General features: G+C 63.8%; 15 protein-coding genes and 1 pseudogene. 8 read left to right on the top strand and 8 right to left on the bottom strand.

The features are described 5' to 3' along the window. Positions 1 to 174: 174 nt before the first annotated feature. Complete coding sequence (locus tag Q0025_RS13535) at positions 175 to 1,263, bottom strand: AAA family ATPase (RefSeq protein WP_297300008.1); 1,089 nt, start codon at positions 1,261 to 1,263, stop codon at positions 175 to 177. A 171-nt stretch (positions 1,264 to 1,434) separates the two neighbouring features. Between Q0025_RS13535 and Q0025_RS13530 the strand changes: the two genes are divergently transcribed. Further along, complete coding sequence (locus Q0025_RS13530) at positions 1,435 to 1,800, top strand: cupredoxin domain-containing protein (protein ID WP_297300006.1); 366 nt, start codon at positions 1,435 to 1,437, stop codon at positions 1,798 to 1,800. Between the two features lie 21 nt (positions 1,801 to 1,821). Here the strand turns inward: Q0025_RS13530 and Q0025_RS13525 are convergent, their stop codons facing one another. The 6 genes from Q0025_RS13525 to rsfS form a co-directional block, all read right to left on the bottom strand. After that, complete coding sequence (locus tag Q0025_RS13525; protein WP_297300005.1) at positions 1,822 to 2,313, bottom strand: RNA pyrophosphohydrolase; 492 nt, start codon at positions 2,311 to 2,313, stop codon at positions 1,822 to 1,824. Positions 2,314 to 2,320: 7 nt separating this feature from the next. Beyond that, positions 2,321 to 3,517, bottom strand: coding sequence for a divergent polysaccharide deacetylase family protein (locus Q0025_RS13520; protein WP_297300003.1), 1,197 nt, complete (start codon positions 3,515 to 3,517; stop codon positions 2,321 to 2,323). Between the two features lie 140 nt (positions 3,518 to 3,657). After that, positions 3,658 to 5,070, bottom strand: a complete 1,413-nt coding sequence (locus tag Q0025_RS13515; RefSeq protein ID WP_297300011.1) for a S41 family peptidase — start codon at positions 5,068 to 5,070, stop codon at positions 3,658 to 3,660. Continuing rightward, positions 5,067 to 6,440: a peptidoglycan DD-metalloendopeptidase family protein gene (locus Q0025_RS13510; protein ID WP_297300002.1), complete on the bottom strand. Its 1,374-nt coding sequence runs from the start codon at positions 6,438 to 6,440 to the stop codon at positions 5,067 to 5,069. The genes Q0025_RS13515 and Q0025_RS13510 overlap by 4 nt, the downstream gene beginning before the upstream one ends. 65 nt (positions 6,441 to 6,505) lie before the next feature. Beyond that, a complete protein-coding gene (rlmH, locus tag Q0025_RS13505) occupies positions 6,506 to 6,988 on the bottom strand; it encodes a 23S rRNA (pseudouridine(1915)-N(3))-methyltransferase RlmH (protein WP_297300000.1) in 483 nt (160 codons plus the stop codon). Between the two features lie 177 nt (positions 6,989 to 7,165). After that, positions 7,166 to 7,501: a ribosome silencing factor gene (rsfS, locus tag Q0025_RS13500; protein WP_297300010.1), complete on the bottom strand. Its 336-nt coding sequence runs from the start codon at positions 7,499 to 7,501 to the stop codon at positions 7,166 to 7,168. Positions 7,502 to 7,798: 297 nt separating this feature from the next. On the opposite strand from rsfS, the gene sdhC reads away from it, so the two are divergent. From sdhC to Q0025_RS13475, 5 genes are all read left to right on the top strand, one after another. Further along, on the top strand, positions 7,799 to 8,212 hold the full coding sequence (gene sdhC, locus Q0025_RS13495) for a succinate dehydrogenase, cytochrome b556 subunit (RefSeq protein WP_297299998.1): 414 nt from the start codon (positions 7,799 to 7,801) through the stop codon (positions 8,210 to 8,212). Between the two features lie 22 nt (positions 8,213 to 8,234). Next, the gene (sdhD, locus tag Q0025_RS13490; RefSeq protein WP_297299995.1) at positions 8,235 to 8,627 is read left to right on the top strand and encodes a succinate dehydrogenase, hydrophobic membrane anchor protein; all 393 of its coding nucleotides are present in this window, start codon (positions 8,235 to 8,237) and stop codon (positions 8,625 to 8,627) included. A 35-nt stretch (positions 8,628 to 8,662) separates the two neighbouring features. After that, on the top strand, positions 8,663 to 10,492 hold the full coding sequence (sdhA, locus tag Q0025_RS13485; protein WP_297299993.1) for a succinate dehydrogenase flavoprotein subunit: 1,830 nt from the start codon (positions 8,663 to 8,665) through the stop codon (positions 10,490 to 10,492). A gap of 22 nt (positions 10,493 to 10,514) precedes the next feature. Continuing rightward, positions 10,515 to 11,294 (top strand): succinate dehydrogenase iron-sulfur subunit, encoded by a 780-nt coding sequence (locus Q0025_RS13480; protein WP_297299992.1) that lies wholly within the window; start codon positions 10,515 to 10,517, stop codon positions 11,292 to 11,294. Positions 11,295 to 11,455: 161 nt separating this feature from the next. After that, positions 11,456 to 11,938, top strand: coding sequence for a transglycosylase SLT domain-containing protein (locus Q0025_RS13475; protein ID WP_297299990.1), 483 nt, complete (start codon positions 11,456 to 11,458; stop codon positions 11,936 to 11,938). Positions 11,939 to 11,953: 15 nt separating this feature from the next. On the opposite strand, the gene Q0025_RS13470 is transcribed toward Q0025_RS13475, so the two are convergent. After that, positions 11,954 to 13,834: a potassium transporter Kup gene (locus Q0025_RS13470; RefSeq protein WP_297299988.1), complete on the bottom strand. Its 1,881-nt coding sequence runs from the start codon at positions 13,832 to 13,834 to the stop codon at positions 11,954 to 11,956. A 208-nt stretch (positions 13,835 to 14,042) separates the two neighbouring features. On the opposite strand from Q0025_RS13470, the gene Q0025_RS13465 reads away from it, so the two are divergent. Continuing rightward, positions 14,043 to 15,341 carry an adenylosuccinate synthase gene (locus Q0025_RS13465; RefSeq protein WP_297299986.1) on the top strand — a complete coding sequence of 433 codons (1,299 nt, stop codon included), beginning with the start codon at positions 14,043 to 14,045 and terminating at the stop codon, positions 15,339 to 15,341. A 93-nt stretch (positions 15,342 to 15,434) separates the two neighbouring features. Then, positions 15,435 to 15,688, top strand: a pseudogene (locus Q0025_RS13460) (histidine kinase); the annotation flags it as partial.

Raw genomic sequence — 15,688 nt, 5'->3', positions numbered from 1 at the left:
CATCGGACCGAAAAGTGCGAAGCGGTTTTCGGATCATCGGATGCGATTGGAAAACGAGAGCATCGGACCGAAAAGTGCGAAGCGGTTTTCGGATCATCGGATGCGATTGGAAAACGAAAGCATCGGACCGAAAAGTGCGAAGCGGTTTTCGGATCATCGGATGCGATCGAGAACTTATAGCACGATCGTCAAACTCTCCGCCGCGCGGGTGATACCGGTGTAGAGCCAGCGGTCGCGATGCTCGCGAAAGGCGCCGCTCTCGTCGAACAGCACGATCTTGTCCCATTGCGAGCCCTGCGCTTTATGGACGGTCAGCGCGTAGCCGTAGTCGAACTCGTCGGACTCGCGGCGCAGCGAATAGGGGATCTCCTCTTCGCTGGTAAAAAACTCGGGCAGGACGCCGATGCGCAGCGGTTTATGGGCACTGTCCTCTTCCGGGACGACGGTCATGCGGATTTTCTTGCGCCGAACCGTGCCCGCGGTTTGCACGGTCCAGAGCGAGCCGTTGAGCAGGCCCTTCTTGCGGTCGTTCTTCAGGCAGACAAGCTTATCGCCCGCCTCCGGCAGATCGCCGGCGCGGCCGAGCAATTCCCGCAGCCGGCGATTATAAGCGCGGCGCGTGCGATTCAAGCCGACGAGCACTTGGTCGGCGGCTTTGACTTGTTCCGCGTCGATGAGATCGCGCGAGACGATGCGGCTCGAACCATACCGTCCCGGCGCGAGACGGCCGCCATCGCGGATCAGCATCGAAAGGCGGATGATCGGATTGTCGGCCGCCTGGCGGTGCACCTCGGTCAGCATGGCATCGGGCGAGGCTTCGGTGAAGAAGCCGCCGCCCTTGATCGGCGGCAATTGTGCCGGATCGCCGAGTACGAGCACCGGCTTGCCGAAAGATAAGAGATCGCGGCCGAGCGCCTCATCGACCATCGAACATTCGTCGATAATGATGAGCTCGGCCTTGCTCGCCGGGCCGTCCTCGTTCAGCACGAAGGACGGTTCTTCGGTATCGGTGTCGCGCGCACGGTAGATCATGCTGTGGATGGTGCGCGCGTCGCGGCAGCCCTTCGAGCGCATGACGAGAGCCGCCTTGCCAGTGAAGGCGCCGAACATCACGTCGCCCTCCATATTGTCGGCAACGGCGCGGGCGAGCGTGGTCTTGCCGCTGCCGGCATAGCCGAAGAGACGAAAGACTTGCGGCGTGCCGCGCTTCAGCCAAAAGCTGACCGCTTTCAGCGCCGCATCTTGTTGCGGCGACCATTCCATGGCGGGTTGATCATTCCTTGGAAACGAATCGCGCTGGCGCGCTACCTAAAAACTCTTCTAAACAGGGCGTTAGAACATTTCTATTCTCTTCGACCGAGCTTGCTTTTGGCGTCAATCTGACGCTCAGAATGCGGCATCTTCCGCCTCTTCCCAAGAAAACGGATCGACATGATGAAAATGAATGCCTTCCTTCCGGCGCACGGCGCCTCGGCTTACGGCATCCTCGCCGCGCTGGCCTTTGCATTCGCGGCCGCCGCCCCGGCCGCCGCGGCCGATGGTGCGCCGAGCATCGAGTTCCACGACGGCACGATTACGCCGCTGCGGCTCGAAGTGCCGGCCAATACGCGTTTCAAGATCATCGTCCGCAACACCGGTAAGACCGCCTCCGAGTTCGAGAGCCACAGGCTGCACAAGGAAAAGGTCGTGGCCGCCGGGCATACGATCAGCGTCGAGGTGCATCCGCTGGCGCCGGGCAAATATGATTTCTTCGACGATTTCCACGAAAATGCGCCGAAGGGCGTGGTGATCGCGAAATAGGCGCCCGTCGGTAGGCTGCGGCTACCGGGCGAGGTGGCCGAACGCCTTCACCACATTCTCATAGACGTCGCGTTTGAACGGAACGATCAGCCCTGGCAAACGCTCCATGCGTTCCCAGCGCCAGGCGTCGAACTCGGGATGCGCGTCGCCGCCCGGGACTTCGATGTCGATTTCCGAATCCTCGCCTTCGAAACGCAGCGCGAACCATTTCTGCCGCTGGCCGCGATAGCGGCCCCTCCATGACGCTTTGGCCGCGTCGACCGGCAGATCGTAGCAAAGCCAGTCGGGCGCCTCGGCAAGCAGGCGCGTCGAGGAAACATTGGTCTCCTCGAAAAGCTCGCGCCGGGCCGCATCATAGGCTTCCTCGCCCGGGTCGATGCCGCCCTGCGGCATCTGCCAGTCAAATTCGAAATGTTCCTGGCGGCGATGCCGGCGGCGGCCGATGAAGACGAGGCCGTCGCGATTGAGAAGCATGATGCCGACGCAGGGCCGGTAGCTTAACGATTCGTTCATGGCACCTTTACTGACCGCGATCGACGAGGCTCGGTGTGTCCTTGCCGATCGCGGCGCTCAGCGGGATAAGCGCCAGACCGCGCGACTGCGCAACGCGGGCGAAGCGGCTGATCTTCGCCAGACTATCCGGCAAAGCGCTAGCCATTGCGATGGCGAGGCCCTTGTCGCGGGCGATGGCTTCAAGTCTGATGAGCGCAGCGTCGATCCCATCGGGCGTCGCGTCAAGTACCAGATCGGCTTTGGCGGCTGGAACGTTATCCTGCGCGGCAAGCGTCAATGCCAAGCTTTGCGGCGAGGTGCCGTCGTCGAGATAGATCAGGCCGCGCTCACCGATTTCCTGCAAGACCGGCGCGAAGCTGGCAAGATCGGCGGTGAATTTCGCGCCGAGAAAATTGGCAATGCCGATATAGCCGGGAAACCGGCTCATCAGCCAATGCAGATTGTCGGTGTTTTGGGCGAGGGTGGCGCCGGAAAGCAGGACATGCGGACCGGGATCGGTCTGCGGGTAATCGATCGGCTCCATCGGCGCCTGCAGAATCACTTCGTGGCCGTTGGCGCGCGCCGCGGCGACATTTGCGATGAGCTCGCGGCCATAGGGCGCGAAGGCGAAGGTCACGGCGGCGGGCAAATCGGCGATCGCCGTATCGGTCATACGGCGGCTGAGACCAAGGCCGCCGACAACGATCGCGATGCGCGGCGCATCGGCCTTGAGCGCAGCGTTCACCTCGGCCGGCCGCGCATAGACATCGGCCGGCCGCGCCCCATCGGCGCCGATACGCGGCAAGGCGCCATAGCGGCACATTTCAACAAGGCGCGGATCGGGCGCTGCCGCCAGCGCGAGGCTGTGCGCCTGCGGCACCTCGATGATCATCGCGTCCGGCGCGGTGCCGCCATTGCCGCGGATGACCTTGACGCCGCTTTCCATTTCGACCTCGGCGGCACTTTGCACAAGCTCGGATGGTCGCGCTTGCAGGGCCGGTTTGGCCGGCGGCACAGATGGCGGCGCAGCGGCGGGCGCTTCCTGTCCGATCGCTGCCGTCGCCTGCGATTCGTCCGGCGCTGCGGTCGGCACGCCATGCCAGACCGTAAAGCCGGCTAGAGCGGCGGCGGCGAGGATAGCCGGCCAGGCAAGCGACGAAAGCCCCCAGCGCGGCGGCGCCTTCCGGTCGAGGCCGAGCGGCTTGTGGAGGTCGTCGTCCGGCATCATCTGCCCGTTTCCGCCATCGCGAATCACGACCTGGGATCATACACAGGTGCCGACCAAGCCAAAACCGCGGCGCGGCAAACAAAAATCCCCGCAATCGGGCGATTGCGGGGATCGTTTCGTTTAAATGGCTGCGGCGCTTACGGGGTCTTGCCGGCACCCGGATCGGGCGTTGCCGCAGGCTTCGCAGCCGGCGCCGGATTGGCCGGCTTCGCCGGAGCGGCGCTATCGCTCGAAGGCGTCGCCGACGGCGCGGCATCGGCGCGCTTCACCCCGCGCAGCAAGTCTTCCGCGGCGATGAGCTGCTTGTCGCTCTTTTCGTCCGGCGGCACATAGGCCTGCGAGCCGTGCTCCTCATGCGTGCCGTTGAGCAGATGGCCCTTGAGCGAGGCTTCGCCCTTGGTGTCGTCCCGGCCCTTGAGATCGGCCGGCACATCTTCCAGCACGACGATATCCGGCTCGATGCCCTGCGCCTGGATCGAGCGGCCCGACGGCGTGTAATAACGCGCCGTGGTGAGCCGCAGCGCGCCATTGTCGGCGCCGAGCGGAATGATCGTCTGCACCGAGCCTTTGCCGAACGAACGCGTGCCGATGATGGTCGCGCGCTTATGGTCCTGCAGCGCGCCGGCAACGATCTCCGAGGCCGAGGCCGAGCCGCCGTTGATCAGCACGACGAGCGGCTTGCCGCGCGAAAGATCGCCCGGCCGGGCATTGTAGCGCATCGTCTCGTCGGCGTTGCGGCCGCGCGTCGAGACGATCTCGCCGTGATCGACGAAGGCATTGACCACGGCGATCGACTGATCGAGCAAACCGCCGGGATTGTTGCGCAAGTCGAGAATATAGCCCTTCATTTTGTCGTCGGGGATCTCGCTCTGGAATTTCAAGAGCGCATCCCGGACGCCGTCGGCCGTCTGCTCGTTGAACTGGGTGATCCGGATATAGCCGATATCATCGCCTTCTTTCTTCGAGCGGACGGATTTGATTTCGATCACGGCGCGGGTCAGCTTGACATCGCGCGCATCGCGCTTCGGTCCGCGCAAGATCTTCAGCGTGACGGTCGTGTTCGGCTCGCCGCGCATTTTGTCGACGGCCTGGTTCAGCGTCATGCCGTCGACCGCTGCGCCGTCGATCGCCGCGATAATGTCGCCGGAGAGGATGCCGGCGCGGGAGGCCGGCGTGTCGTCGATCGGCGTGACGACCTTGATGAAGCCGTTCTCCTGCGTGACCTCGATGCCGAGCCCGCCGAATTCACCGCGGGTCTGCACTTGCATGTCGTTGAAGGCCTTGGCGTCCATGTAGCTCGAATGCGGATCGAGCGAGGACAGCATGCCGTTGATCGCCGCTTCGACCAGCTTCTGGTCGTTTGGCCGTTCGACATAATCGGTGCGGATTTTCTCGAAGACGTCGCCGAACAGATTCAGGCTGCGGTAGGTGTCCGCCGCGGCGGCCCTGGCCGGCGTCGGGGCCGGAAAGAGAAAAGTCTGCGTTCCCACCAAGGCTGTCGCCGCGCCCATCGCGGCGCCACACAATAAAAGTGTAATTTTGCGCATTATCCGCGAACCCTTTGCATGTCCGGCTTTGCCCACCATGGGCCCGGATCGATCGCCGCCCCGTCTTTTCGAAATTCCACATAGAGGATAGGCTCAGCCGCGCCAATGGCCATTGCCGCAGCGGTCTTGACCGAGCCGTCGCCCATATTCGCGACGGGCTCACCGGCGAGGACGAACTGTCCTGCCTCTACGTTTATTCTCTTCATTCCGGCCAAGACCATATAATAGCCTCCGCCGGCATTGATGATCAAGACTTGTCCAAAGCTCCGGTAGGGTCCCGAGAAGGCGACCCAGCCATCATAAGGCGCGGCCACGACAGCGTCGCGCTGCGTTGCCAGCAGCAATCCCTTTTCCGTACCGCCGACGCCATCCGGCGCGCCATAGGAGCGCAGAATCGTTCCGGCTGCCGGTAGCGGCAACAGGCCCTTCGTATCGGCGAAGGCCATGGCAGGAGCAAGGCGGCCGGGGTTCTTGAACGGCGAAATGTCGTTTTTTTGAACTGGAGGCGCGACGGCTTCCGCAAGTTTGCGCGCCGCCTCGGCTTTTGCCGCTTCCTCTGCGGCGCGCTTGGCCCCGGCGAGGTCCGCTTCCATCTTGGCAATCAGGTCTTTCATGCTCGTCGCCTGCCGCGCGAGGTCGGCGGCGCGCCGCTGCTCGGCGCTGAGGGCCTGTTCGGCCATCCCGAGCGAGGCCTGCCGCGCCGCGATCAGCGCCGCGAGCTTTTGGCGTTGCTGTTCGAGATCGGCATCCTCGCGTGCCAATTGCGCTTTTTCGGCCGTGACGGCTTGCCGCAATTGCACGAGCGCGGCAAGGTCGTTCGCCAGAGCCTCGGTCTCGGCGCGCATTTCCGGCACGACCGCGCCGAGCATCATCGAAGTCCGGATCGCCTGCAGCATGTCTTCGGGCGAAACCAGCAGCGCCGGCGGCGGCGTGCGTCCCATCCGCTGCAACGAAGCAAGGACTTCGGCAATGACGTCGCGGCGGCTGGCGAGCGAGCGGCGGATGGCGTCCTCGCGGCCTTTGAGGTCAACGAGCCGCGTTTCCGCGTCGCCAACCTTGGTTTCGTTGTCCTGAATATGCTGCGTGGTTTCGATGAGCGCCGCCGACAGGCGGGCGCGGTCGCCGCGCAGATTTTCGACTTCGGCCTCGATCTTCTGGCGCTGCGCATCCGAGGCGCCGAGCGTATCCTCGACCCCCTGCAATTCGGTCCGATGTGCCGAAATCGCCTTTTCGCGATCGGTGATCGCGGGCGGCGGCTGCGGCGGCGGCGTCTGCGCCGCGAGCGGCGCGGCCAGCAAGGCGAGGGCTAAGCCAGGCGGCGCGAGGCGTGGGATATGTCTAGGCACGCCCATCGACGGGTCCGGTTGCGTCACGAATCACAGCTTGGCGAAGCGGCGATGGCCGAAGTATGGCGTCATCCGGCCGCCGGCGCGAATGGTTAAATCCGATGATAGGGGTGGCCGGCGAGGATGGTCATGGCGCGATAGAGCTGCTCCGCCGCCAGAACGCGTGCCAATTGATGCGGCCAAGTCATGGCGCCGAAGGCGATCGCGAGGCGTGCCTCGGCGCGAAAGCCAGGGTCGAGCCCGTCGGCGCCGCCGATCACAAGTCCGAGCGTCGCGACGCCGCTGTCGCGGGCGCCGCCAAGCTGTGCGGCGAAATCGGCGCTCGAGATATTCTTGCCCGTCTCGTCGCAGGCAAAGATTTGCGCCGCCCCGCCCAATGCCGCGCGGATCGCCTTGGCTTCTTCCAATTTCCGATCCTGCGCGCGGCGGGCGCGGCTTTCGTCGATCTCGCGGAGTTCGATCGCGGAAAAACCAAGGCTGCGGCCCGCCGCCGCGGCGCGGCCGATGTAGCGTTCGACGAGGTCGCGCTCGGGGCCCGGCTTGGCGCGCCCGACGCAGAGCAAAAGCAAGCGCATCGCGTCGCCTTAAATCGCATCGGACCGAAAACTGCCAAGGAAAACCGCCAAGGAAAACCGCCAAGGAAAACCGCCAAGACTTTTTCGGTCCAACGCCGTTTGGACGGATACGCGAAGCGAAAAATCCGCCCCTGCGCGGCGCGGGCCGCGCAGCGAGACCGGAATGACTTGCGGCAGCTAGCCGGCCTGGCGTTCGCTCGGCCGGTCGCGCCCCCACATCTTTTCCAGGTTATAGAATTGGCGCACTTCCGGCCGGAACAGATGGACGATGGCATCGCCGGCGTCCACCAGCACCCAGTCGCAATGAGCCAGTCCTTCGACGCGCGGCGCCGCGACGCCCAATTCCTTGAGCGCCTTGATCACGCGCTCCGCTGTCGCGCCAACATGGGTGTTGGAGCGGCCGGACGCGATGATCATGGTATCGGCGAGTGCGGTCTTGCCCTTGAGATCGATGCAGACGACATCCTCTGCTTTGGCATCCTGAAGACACCCCAGCACAGTCTGCACCAACACGCCGGCCTGGGAATGAGATAATTCCGGAGCCGGGGGAAACGGTAGTGCTACCGTTTCGCGGATGATTGTCGAAACCAGCGGTTCGATCCTCCTGCGCGCATGCCACAAATGCGCATTTCTAAGATGGCGCGAATCATCCTTATTTTCAATTACCCCCGCGCGATCGCTTGCGCGGATTTGGCCCCTTGCGCCGCGGCGCAAGCCCCGTATAAGCCGAAAGGCGCCGCACCGGTTCGCCGAAAGTCGGCGACCGTTGCACAGAAGTCGCGCCGAGAAGGCGGGGTAGGGGGAGGGTCGATGGCCGAAATCGAGGTGAACCAGGGCCAGACTTTGGAGATGCGCCGGCCGCTGTCGCCGCATCTGACGGTCTATCGGCCGATGCTGACCATGATGATGTCGATCGCCCATCGCATCACCGGCGGCGCGCTCTATCTCGGCACCGTGCTGCTGGTCTGGTATCTCCTCGCCGCGGCGACGGGGGGCGCGGCGTTCGGCTTTGCATCCTGGTTTTTCGGCTCGTTCGTCGGCCAGCTCGTCCTTTTTGCGTTCACCTTCGCGCTGCTGCATCATTTCTTCGGCGGCATCCGCCATCTCATCTGGGACGCCGGCTACGGCTTCGACAAAGACTGGCGCGAATATCTCGCCATCGGCACACTCGCCGCGAGCGTCGCGACGACGCTCATCCTTTTCATTGCCGCGCATTTGGCTTAGGCCGCGCCATCACGAGACCGACATGAGCCACGATCCCTTTTCGATCCGCAGCCCCGCCAGCAAGGTGAGCTTCCTCGGCGCCGCCAAGACCGGCACCGGCGATCTCTGGCGGATGCGGGTGACGACCGTCGCCCTGGTGCCGCTCGCCATCGCCTTCATCTGGATCGTGCTGCGCCTGATCGGCAAGAGCGAGGCAGGCGTGCGCGCCGAATTTGCGCATCCCTGCACGGCGATCTTTCTCTTGCTCTTTGTCCTCGCCAGCATCGTCCACATGCGGGTCGGCATGCAGTCGATTCTCGATGATTACGTTCACGCGCCGCGCGTCAAAGAATGGGCCATGATCGGCAATTTATTGTTCTCGATCGGCTTCGGCGTGACGGCGATCTTCGCGGTGCTCAAGCTGAGCCTCTCTTGAATTGAACCGGCAGGCGCCGGAGAAGGTAGGAAGGAATGGTGGCTGCAGGCTCCAGCACGGCGCCCGGCATCAACGGGCGAGCCTATCCGATCGTTGATCATGATTTCGACGTCGTCGTCGTCGGCGCCGGCGGCGCCGGCTTGCGCGCCATCGTCGGCTGCTCGGAGGCGGGCCTGCGCACCGCCGCGATCAGCAAAGTGTTTCCGACGCGCTCGCACACCGTCGCGGCGCAGGGCGGCGTCGCCGCCGCGCTTGCCAATATGGGGCCGGACAATTGGAAATGGCACATGTACGACACCGTCAAGGGGTCGGACTGGCTCGGCGATCAGGATTCGATCGAATATCTTTGCCGCAACGCGCCTGACGCGGTCTATGAGCTCGAACATTGGGGCGTGCCGTTTTCGCGCACCGAAGACGGACGCATTTATCAGCGACCCTTCGGCGGCATGACGACGGACTTCGGCAAAGGCCCGCCGGCGCAGCGCACCTGCGCCGCGGCGGACCGCACCGGCCATGCGCTGCTGCACACGCTCTACGGCCAGGCGCTGCGCCATTCAGCCGAGTTCTTCATCGAATATTTCGCCATCGACCTCATCATGGAAAATGGCCGCTGCCGCGGCGTCGTCTGTCTCAAGCTCGATGACGGTACGATCCACCGTTTCCGCTCGCAGCTCGTGATGCTGGCGACCGGCGGCTACGGCCGCGCCTATTTCTCCGCCACCTCGGCGCATACCTGCACCGGCGACGGCAATGCCATGGTGCTGCGCGCCGGTCTGCCGTTGCAGGACATGGAATTCGTGCAATTCCACCCGACCGGCATCTACGGCGCCGGCTGCCTCATTACCGAGGGCGCTCGCGGCGAAGGCGGTTATCTGACGAATGCCGAGGGCGAACGCTTCATGGAGCGCTATGCTCCGTCGGTGAAGGACCTGGCGCCGCGCGACATGGTCTCGCGCGCCATGACGATGGAAATCCGCGAGGGCCGCGGCGTCGGCCGCCACAAGGATCATATCTATCTGCACCTCGATCATCTCGATCCCAAGGTGCTGCACGAGCGGCTGCCCGGCATTTCCGAAAGCGCGCGGATTTTCGCCGGCGTCGATCTCACCAAGGAGCCGATCCCGGTGCTGCCGACGGTCCATTACAACATGGGCGGCATCCCGACGAATTTTCACAGCGAAGTCGTCGTCAAGCAGGGCGGCGATCCCGATGTCGTCGTGCCGGGCTTGATGGCGATCGGCGAGGCCGCCTGCGTCTCGGTGCATGGCGCCAACCGGCTCGGCTCGAATTCGCTGATCGACCTCATCGTCTTCGGCCGTTCGGCGGCGAAGCGCGCGGCGCAAGTCGTCGTGGCCGGCGCCAAACAGCCCGATCTCGCGCCGGACTCCGCCGATCATGCGCTGACGCGGCTCGACCGCTTCCGTTACGCCAGCGGCAGTACGCCGACGGCGGATCTGCGGCTTCGCATGCAGAAAGTCATGCAGGACAATTGCGCCGTCTATCGCACCGGCGCGACCTTGAGCGAGGGCTCGAAGCTCATTCACGAGGTCTGGGCGGCGCGCGACGACATCCGCGTCACCGATCGTTCGCTGATTTGGAATTCCGATCTCGTCGAGACTTTGGAATTCGACAATCTCATCGTCCAAGCCGTCGTCACGATGGATGGCGCCGCCAACAGGACGGAATCGCGCGGCGCCCATGCGCGCGAGGATTATCCCGAGCGCGACGACCAGAACTGGATGAAGCACACACTCGCCGCGATCGATCCGGAGAAACGCAGCGTCAGCCTCGATTATAGGCCGGTGCACAGCTACACGATGACCAACGAGATCGCCTATATCGAGCCGAAGGCGCGGGTCTATTGAGCGATTGAAGTAGAGGCGTATTATGGTCCAACTCACCCTCCCCAAGAATTCGACGATCGGCAAGGGCAAGACTTGGCCGAAGCCCGAGGGCGCGGCCAATCTGCGCGAGTTCCACGTCTATCGTTGGAATCCGGACGACGGGCTCAATCCGCGCGTCGATACCTATTTCGTCAATACCGACGATTGCGGGCCGATGATTCTCGATGCGATCATCTGGATCAAGAACAAGATCGATCCGACGCTGACCTTCCGCCGTTCGTGCCGCGAGGGCGTCTGCGGCTCCTGCGCGATGAACATCGACGGCACCAACACGCTCGCCTGCACCAAGTCGATGGCCGAGGTGAGCGGCGCCATCGCCATCTATCCGCTGCCGCACATGAGCGTCGTCAAGGACCTCGTGCCGGATCTCACCAATTTCTACGCGCAGCACGCCTCGGTGCAGCCCTGGCTGCAGACGATCACGCCGGCGCCGGAGAAGGAATGGCGTCAATCGCCGTCCGACCGCGCCAAGCTCGACGGCCTTTACGAGTGCATTCTCTGCGCCTGCTGCTCGACCTCGTGCCCGAGCTATTGGTGGAACAGCGACCGTTATCTCGGCCCCGCCGTCCTGTTGCAGGCCTATCGCTGGATCAGCGATTCGCGCGACGAGGCGACGGGCGCACGGCTCGACAATGTCGAGGATCCGTTCCGGCTCTACCGTTGCCATACGATCATGAATTGCGCCAAGGCTTGTCCGAAGGGTCTCAACCCGGCCAAGGCGATCGCCGAGATCAAGGATCTCATGGTCGAGCGGCAGCTTTAGAGCATCGGACCGAAAAGTGCGAAGCGGTTTTCGGACAAATCCGATGTGATGAGAAAGACTTAAAAGCGCCGAGCGATTCAATTTGAACGTCCGACGCTCTAGATCCCCGCTCCGCTCGCGCTGCCGCGCTACGGCCCCAATCTTTGGGTCAAGCTGCGGCGATGACTAGGCAATGGCCCCGATCGGCTTTGCTTGCGGCGAGCGCGGCGCTCCTCAGCGCGCCGGCGGCGGCAGCGGACCAGCATGCGGCGCTCGATCCGCTGATCGCGCATTATGCGCGCCAACATGGCGTGCCGGAACATCTGCTGCGGCGGCTGATCGCGAAGGAGAGCGGCTATAACGCCGCCGCCTTCAATCATCGTTTCTACGGATTGATGCAGATCACCTATGTCACCGCGCGCGGCATGGGCTATCGCGGTACGCCGCGCGGTTTGCTCGATCCCGAGGTCAATCTGACCTACGGCGTGCCTTATCTCGCCAATGCCTATCGCCTCGCCCACGGCAACGAAGCGCGCGCCTTGCACCTTTATGCGTCGGGTTTCTATTTCCTGGCGAAGCGGCGGCATATGCTCGACGACATGCGCACTGCGGCCTCGCCGTCCCTCGACCTATCGCAAGCGGCGAAGACGGCCGCCGCGCATTAGACGTCGGCGATCGAATCAAATCGGAATTTGCCGGCCGATTTCGATCACCTGCTCGGGCGGAAGCTGCAGAAAATCGCCGAGATGCGCGGCGTTGCGCTCCATCGCCGCGAAGATCGCCTCCTGCCAGCGCGGCATGGCGGTCTTGCGGTCTTTGCTCGGCACCACGGTTTCGGTGCCGATGTAATAGACGACGTCGGAAATATCGATCCGCGGGTCCTTGTCGTGGATGGCCTTCGTCAAGCCCGTCATGTTGGGTCTCTGCATGAAGCCGTAATGGGCGGTCACGCGCCAGAAGCCAGGGCCGAGTTCTTCGATCGCGACGCGCTCGGCGCTGCTCACATAGGGCCTCGATTCCATGACGATGGAAATGGCGACGATTTGGGCGTGCAGGCTGCGCATGGCGCGCACATACCAGACGATGATCGGCGGCGTTGCGGTCCGCGACCGCGTCAGGAATATCGCCGTGCCGGGTACGCGGATGATATTATTTCTTTGCAAGTCGGCGCAAAAGTCGGAGACGGGAATCGAAGCCGCGGTCGTCCGCGCCGCGAGCGCCGTCATGCCCCTGTGCCACAGCTGCATCACGCCATAGACCAGAGCGGCGAGGGCGATCGGCACATAGCCGCCGTCGGCGATTTTCGTCATGTTGGCCAGGAAGAAACTGGCATCGACGATGAAGAAGCAGCCGGCCACGGCACCGGCCGCGGCAAGGCTCCAGCCCCAGACTTCGCGCATCGCGATGAAGAGCAGAAACGTCGTCATCAACATCGTGGCGGAGACCGCGATTCCATAGGCGGACGCGAGATTGTCCGACTTCTTGAAGGCGAGGGCGAGGCCGATCGTCGCCGCCATCAAAATCCAGTTCACCGTACCGACATAGATTTGGCCGGCGCCTTCCTTCGAGGTCTGGGTGATCTTGAGCCGCGGCAGCCAGCCGAGGTTGATCGCCTGCTTGGTCATCGAAAACGCGCCGGAGATGATCGATTGGCTGGCGATGATGGTGGCAAGTGTCGCGAGCACGATGAACGGCATCAGCAATTGCGACGGGCAGAGTTGATAGAAAATATTGTCCTTGGTCGGCGTGCCGGAGGCAACGAGCGCGGCCTGTCCGGCATAATTCAGGATGAGACTTGGAAAGACGACGGCCGACCACGCGATGCGGATCGGGCCGGCGCCGAAATGGCCCATGTCGGCATAAAGCGCTTCGGCGCCGGTCACGCAGAGAAAAACCGCGCCGAGCACCAGAAACGAGACCCAGCCGCCGTGAACGAGAAAGCTCGCCGCATAAGTCGGGCTCAAGGCGACGAGCACGCCGGGATGGCGCATCAGACCCGCAAGGCCAAGCACTGCGATGGAGACGAACCAGATGAGCATCACCGGGCCGAAGGCGCGGCCGATCTTGGCCGTGCCGAGCGGCTGCGCAGCGAAAAGCGCAATGAGGATCACAACCGTCAGCGGCAGGATGAAATCGTGCAGATGGGGCGCCGCGATTTGCAGCCCTTCGAGGGCCGACAGGACCGAAATCGCCGGGGTGATGGCGCCGTCGCCGTAGATCAGCGCCGCGCCGGCAAGGCCGATCGCGATGATGAACGGACGATGCTGGCGCTTGATGCCGAGCAGCGACATCAGCGCCAATATGCCGCCTTCGCCGTCGTTATCGATGCGCATGGCGAAGGAAACATATTTGATCGAGGTGACGATGATGAGCGTCCAGACGAGAAGCGACAGGACCCCGAGCACGGTATGCTGGCTCGAGCCGCCGGTGACGTCGAGGACGGTCTTCAACGTATAGAGCGGGCTCGTGCCGATATCGCCGAAGACGACGCCGAGCGCGGCGAGACCCATGGCGGCGACGCTTTTTCCAGCCCGCGGGTCGGGGCGCTGGTCTGGGATCATGATTGCGGCTCCAGTTCTTCTCTTCGTATCGATGGCGCACATGGCTTTTTCATAACGCGGTGCGGGCACGCCCTCCGCGGCGAAACCACGGCCCGCCTTTACTCGGCAGGCGGCCTCGTGTATGGGGTCGGCGCAATGAGCCCCGGTGCTGCCGTTGCAGGTTGCGCCGGGGTTTTTCGTTTGAGCTTTCAGGAGAATTCCGCGCGCGATGGCGAATGTGGTGGTGGTCGGCGCCCAATGGGGCGACGAAGGCAAGGGCAAGATCGTCGATTGGCTGTCGCTCGAAGCGGACGTCGTGGTGCGCTTTCAAGGCGGCCATAACGCCGGCCATACACTCGTCATCGGCAATCAGACTTATAAGCTCGCGCTTCTGCCCTCGGGGATCGTGCGGCCGGGGAAACTTTCCGTCATCGGCAACGGCGTCGTGCTCGATCCGCACCATCTCGTCGCCGAGATCGCCAAGCTCGAGTCTCAGGGCGTCGAAATCTCGCCCAACAACCTGAAGATCGCCGAGAACGTCACGCTGATCCTGTCGCTGCACCGCGATCTCGACGCCTTCCGCGAATCGGCCATTACCGAAGGCGTGAAGATCGGTACGACCAAGCGCGGCATCGGTCCGGCTTATGAGGATAAAGTCGGCCGCCGCGCGCTGCGGCTGATGGATCTCGCCGATCCCGACACGCTCGATGACAAGATCGCGCGTCTGTTGGCGCATCACATCCCATTGCGCGCCGGCCTCGGCATGGCGCCGATCTCGGCCGCCGCATTGCGCGACGAGCTTCTCTCGGTTGCGGCGAAAATCCTGCCGTTCATGGATGCGACCTGGGACCTGCTCGAAACCTATCGCCGCGACGGGCGCCGCATCCTGTTCGAAGGCGCGCAGGGCGCAATGCTCGATGTCGATCACGGCACCTATCCGTTCGTCACCTCGTCGAACACGGTCGCGGCCAATGCGGCGACGGGCTCGGGGCTCGGCGCCAAGGCGATCGGCTATGTGCTCGGCATCGCCAAGGCCTATACGACGCGCGTCGGCGGCGGCCCGTTTCCGACCGAGCTCAACGACGAGATCGGCCAATTGCTCGGCGATCGCGGCCATGAATATGGCGTCAACACCGGCCGGCGGCGGCGTTGCGGCTGGTTCGACGCGGTGCTCGTCCGCCAGGCGGTCAAGACCTGCGGCATCGATGGCATCGCCCTGACCAAGCTCGATATCCTCGATGGCATGGACGAGATCAAGGTCTGCGTCGGCTATCGTCTCGACGGGGCCGTCATCGAGCGGATGCCGGCCGCCCAGACGATTCAGCAGCGGCTCGAGCCGATCTACGAATCGATTCCGGGCTGGAAGGAGACGACCGCCGGGGCACGCTCTTGGGCCCAACTGCCGGCGCAGGCCATCAAATATGTCCGCCGTATCGAGGAGCTGATCGAGGCGCCGGTGGCCTTGCTTTCGACGAGCCCGGAGCGCGAGGACACGATTCTGGTTCATAATCCGTTTCAGGATCGCTAGAAATTTGTGTTAGGTGCGCAGGTTGGCGCAATTTGCGCCACAGACGATCGCTACGCCTCGCTTCGCGGACTTCGAAAGACGACCTGAACACCGATGGCTGAATATTATCCCTTGCTCGCCAAGGCCGTTGCCGGCCTGCCGAATTCGACGCCGGAAACGCGCCGGGCGGTCTATGACCGGGCCCGCAAGGCCTTGCTGGGTCAATTACAGAATTTGCAGCCGCCGGTGCCGGCGGCCGATCTCGCCCGCGAAACCGATGCGCTCGATGCCGCCGTCGCCCGGCTCGAAGCCGAATTGGCCGGCAAGGCGCCGGCGCCGCAGCCGCCGTCGCGCCCGGCACCGAAGCC

The sequence above is a fragment of the uncultured Methylovirgula sp. genome, assembly GCF_947646745.1.
Taxonomy (GTDB): domain Bacteria; phylum Pseudomonadota; class Alphaproteobacteria; order Rhizobiales; family Beijerinckiaceae; genus Methylovirgula.
Note: the sequence above shows the minus strand (reverse complement) of the source record. Positions and strands in the feature narration are given on the sequence as shown.

Bases quoted from the DNA above. Each gene is read 5' to 3' on its own strand.
- Q0025_RS13535 (WP_297300008.1), bottom strand. From the start codon at position 1,263: ATGGAATGGTCGCCGCAACAAGATGCGGCGCTGAAAGCGGTCAGCTTT.
- Q0025_RS13530 (WP_297300006.1), top strand. From the start codon at position 1,435: ATGAAAATGAATGCCTTCCTTCCGGCGCACGGCGCCTCGGCTTACGGC.
- Q0025_RS13525 (WP_297300005.1), bottom strand. From the start codon at position 2,313: ATGAACGAATCGTTAAGCTACCGGCCCTGCGTCGGCATCATGCTTCTC.
- Q0025_RS13520 (WP_297300003.1), bottom strand. From the start codon at position 3,517: ATGCCGGACGACGACCTCCACAAGCCGCTCGGCCTCGACCGGAAGGCG.
- rlmH (WP_297300000.1), bottom strand. From the start codon at position 6,988: ATGCGCTTGCTTTTGCTCTGCGTCGGGCGCGCCAAGCCGGGCCCCGAG.
- sdhC (WP_297299998.1), top strand. From the start codon at position 7,799: ATGGCCGAAATCGAGGTGAACCAGGGCCAGACTTTGGAGATGCGCCGG.
- sdhD (WP_297299995.1), top strand. From the start codon at position 8,235: ATGAGCCACGATCCCTTTTCGATCCGCAGCCCCGCCAGCAAGGTGAGC.
- sdhA (WP_297299993.1), top strand. From the start codon at position 8,663: ATGGTGGCTGCAGGCTCCAGCACGGCGCCCGGCATCAACGGGCGAGCC.
- Q0025_RS13480 (WP_297299992.1), top strand. From the start codon at position 10,515: ATGGTCCAACTCACCCTCCCCAAGAATTCGACGATCGGCAAGGGCAAG.
- Q0025_RS13475 (WP_297299990.1), top strand. From the start codon at position 11,456: ATGACTAGGCAATGGCCCCGATCGGCTTTGCTTGCGGCGAGCGCGGCG.
- Q0025_RS13470 (WP_297299988.1), bottom strand. From the start codon at position 13,834: ATGATCCCAGACCAGCGCCCCGACCCGCGGGCTGGAAAAAGCGTCGCC.
- Q0025_RS13465 (WP_297299986.1), top strand. From the start codon at position 14,043: ATGGCGAATGTGGTGGTGGTCGGCGCCCAATGGGGCGACGAAGGCAAG.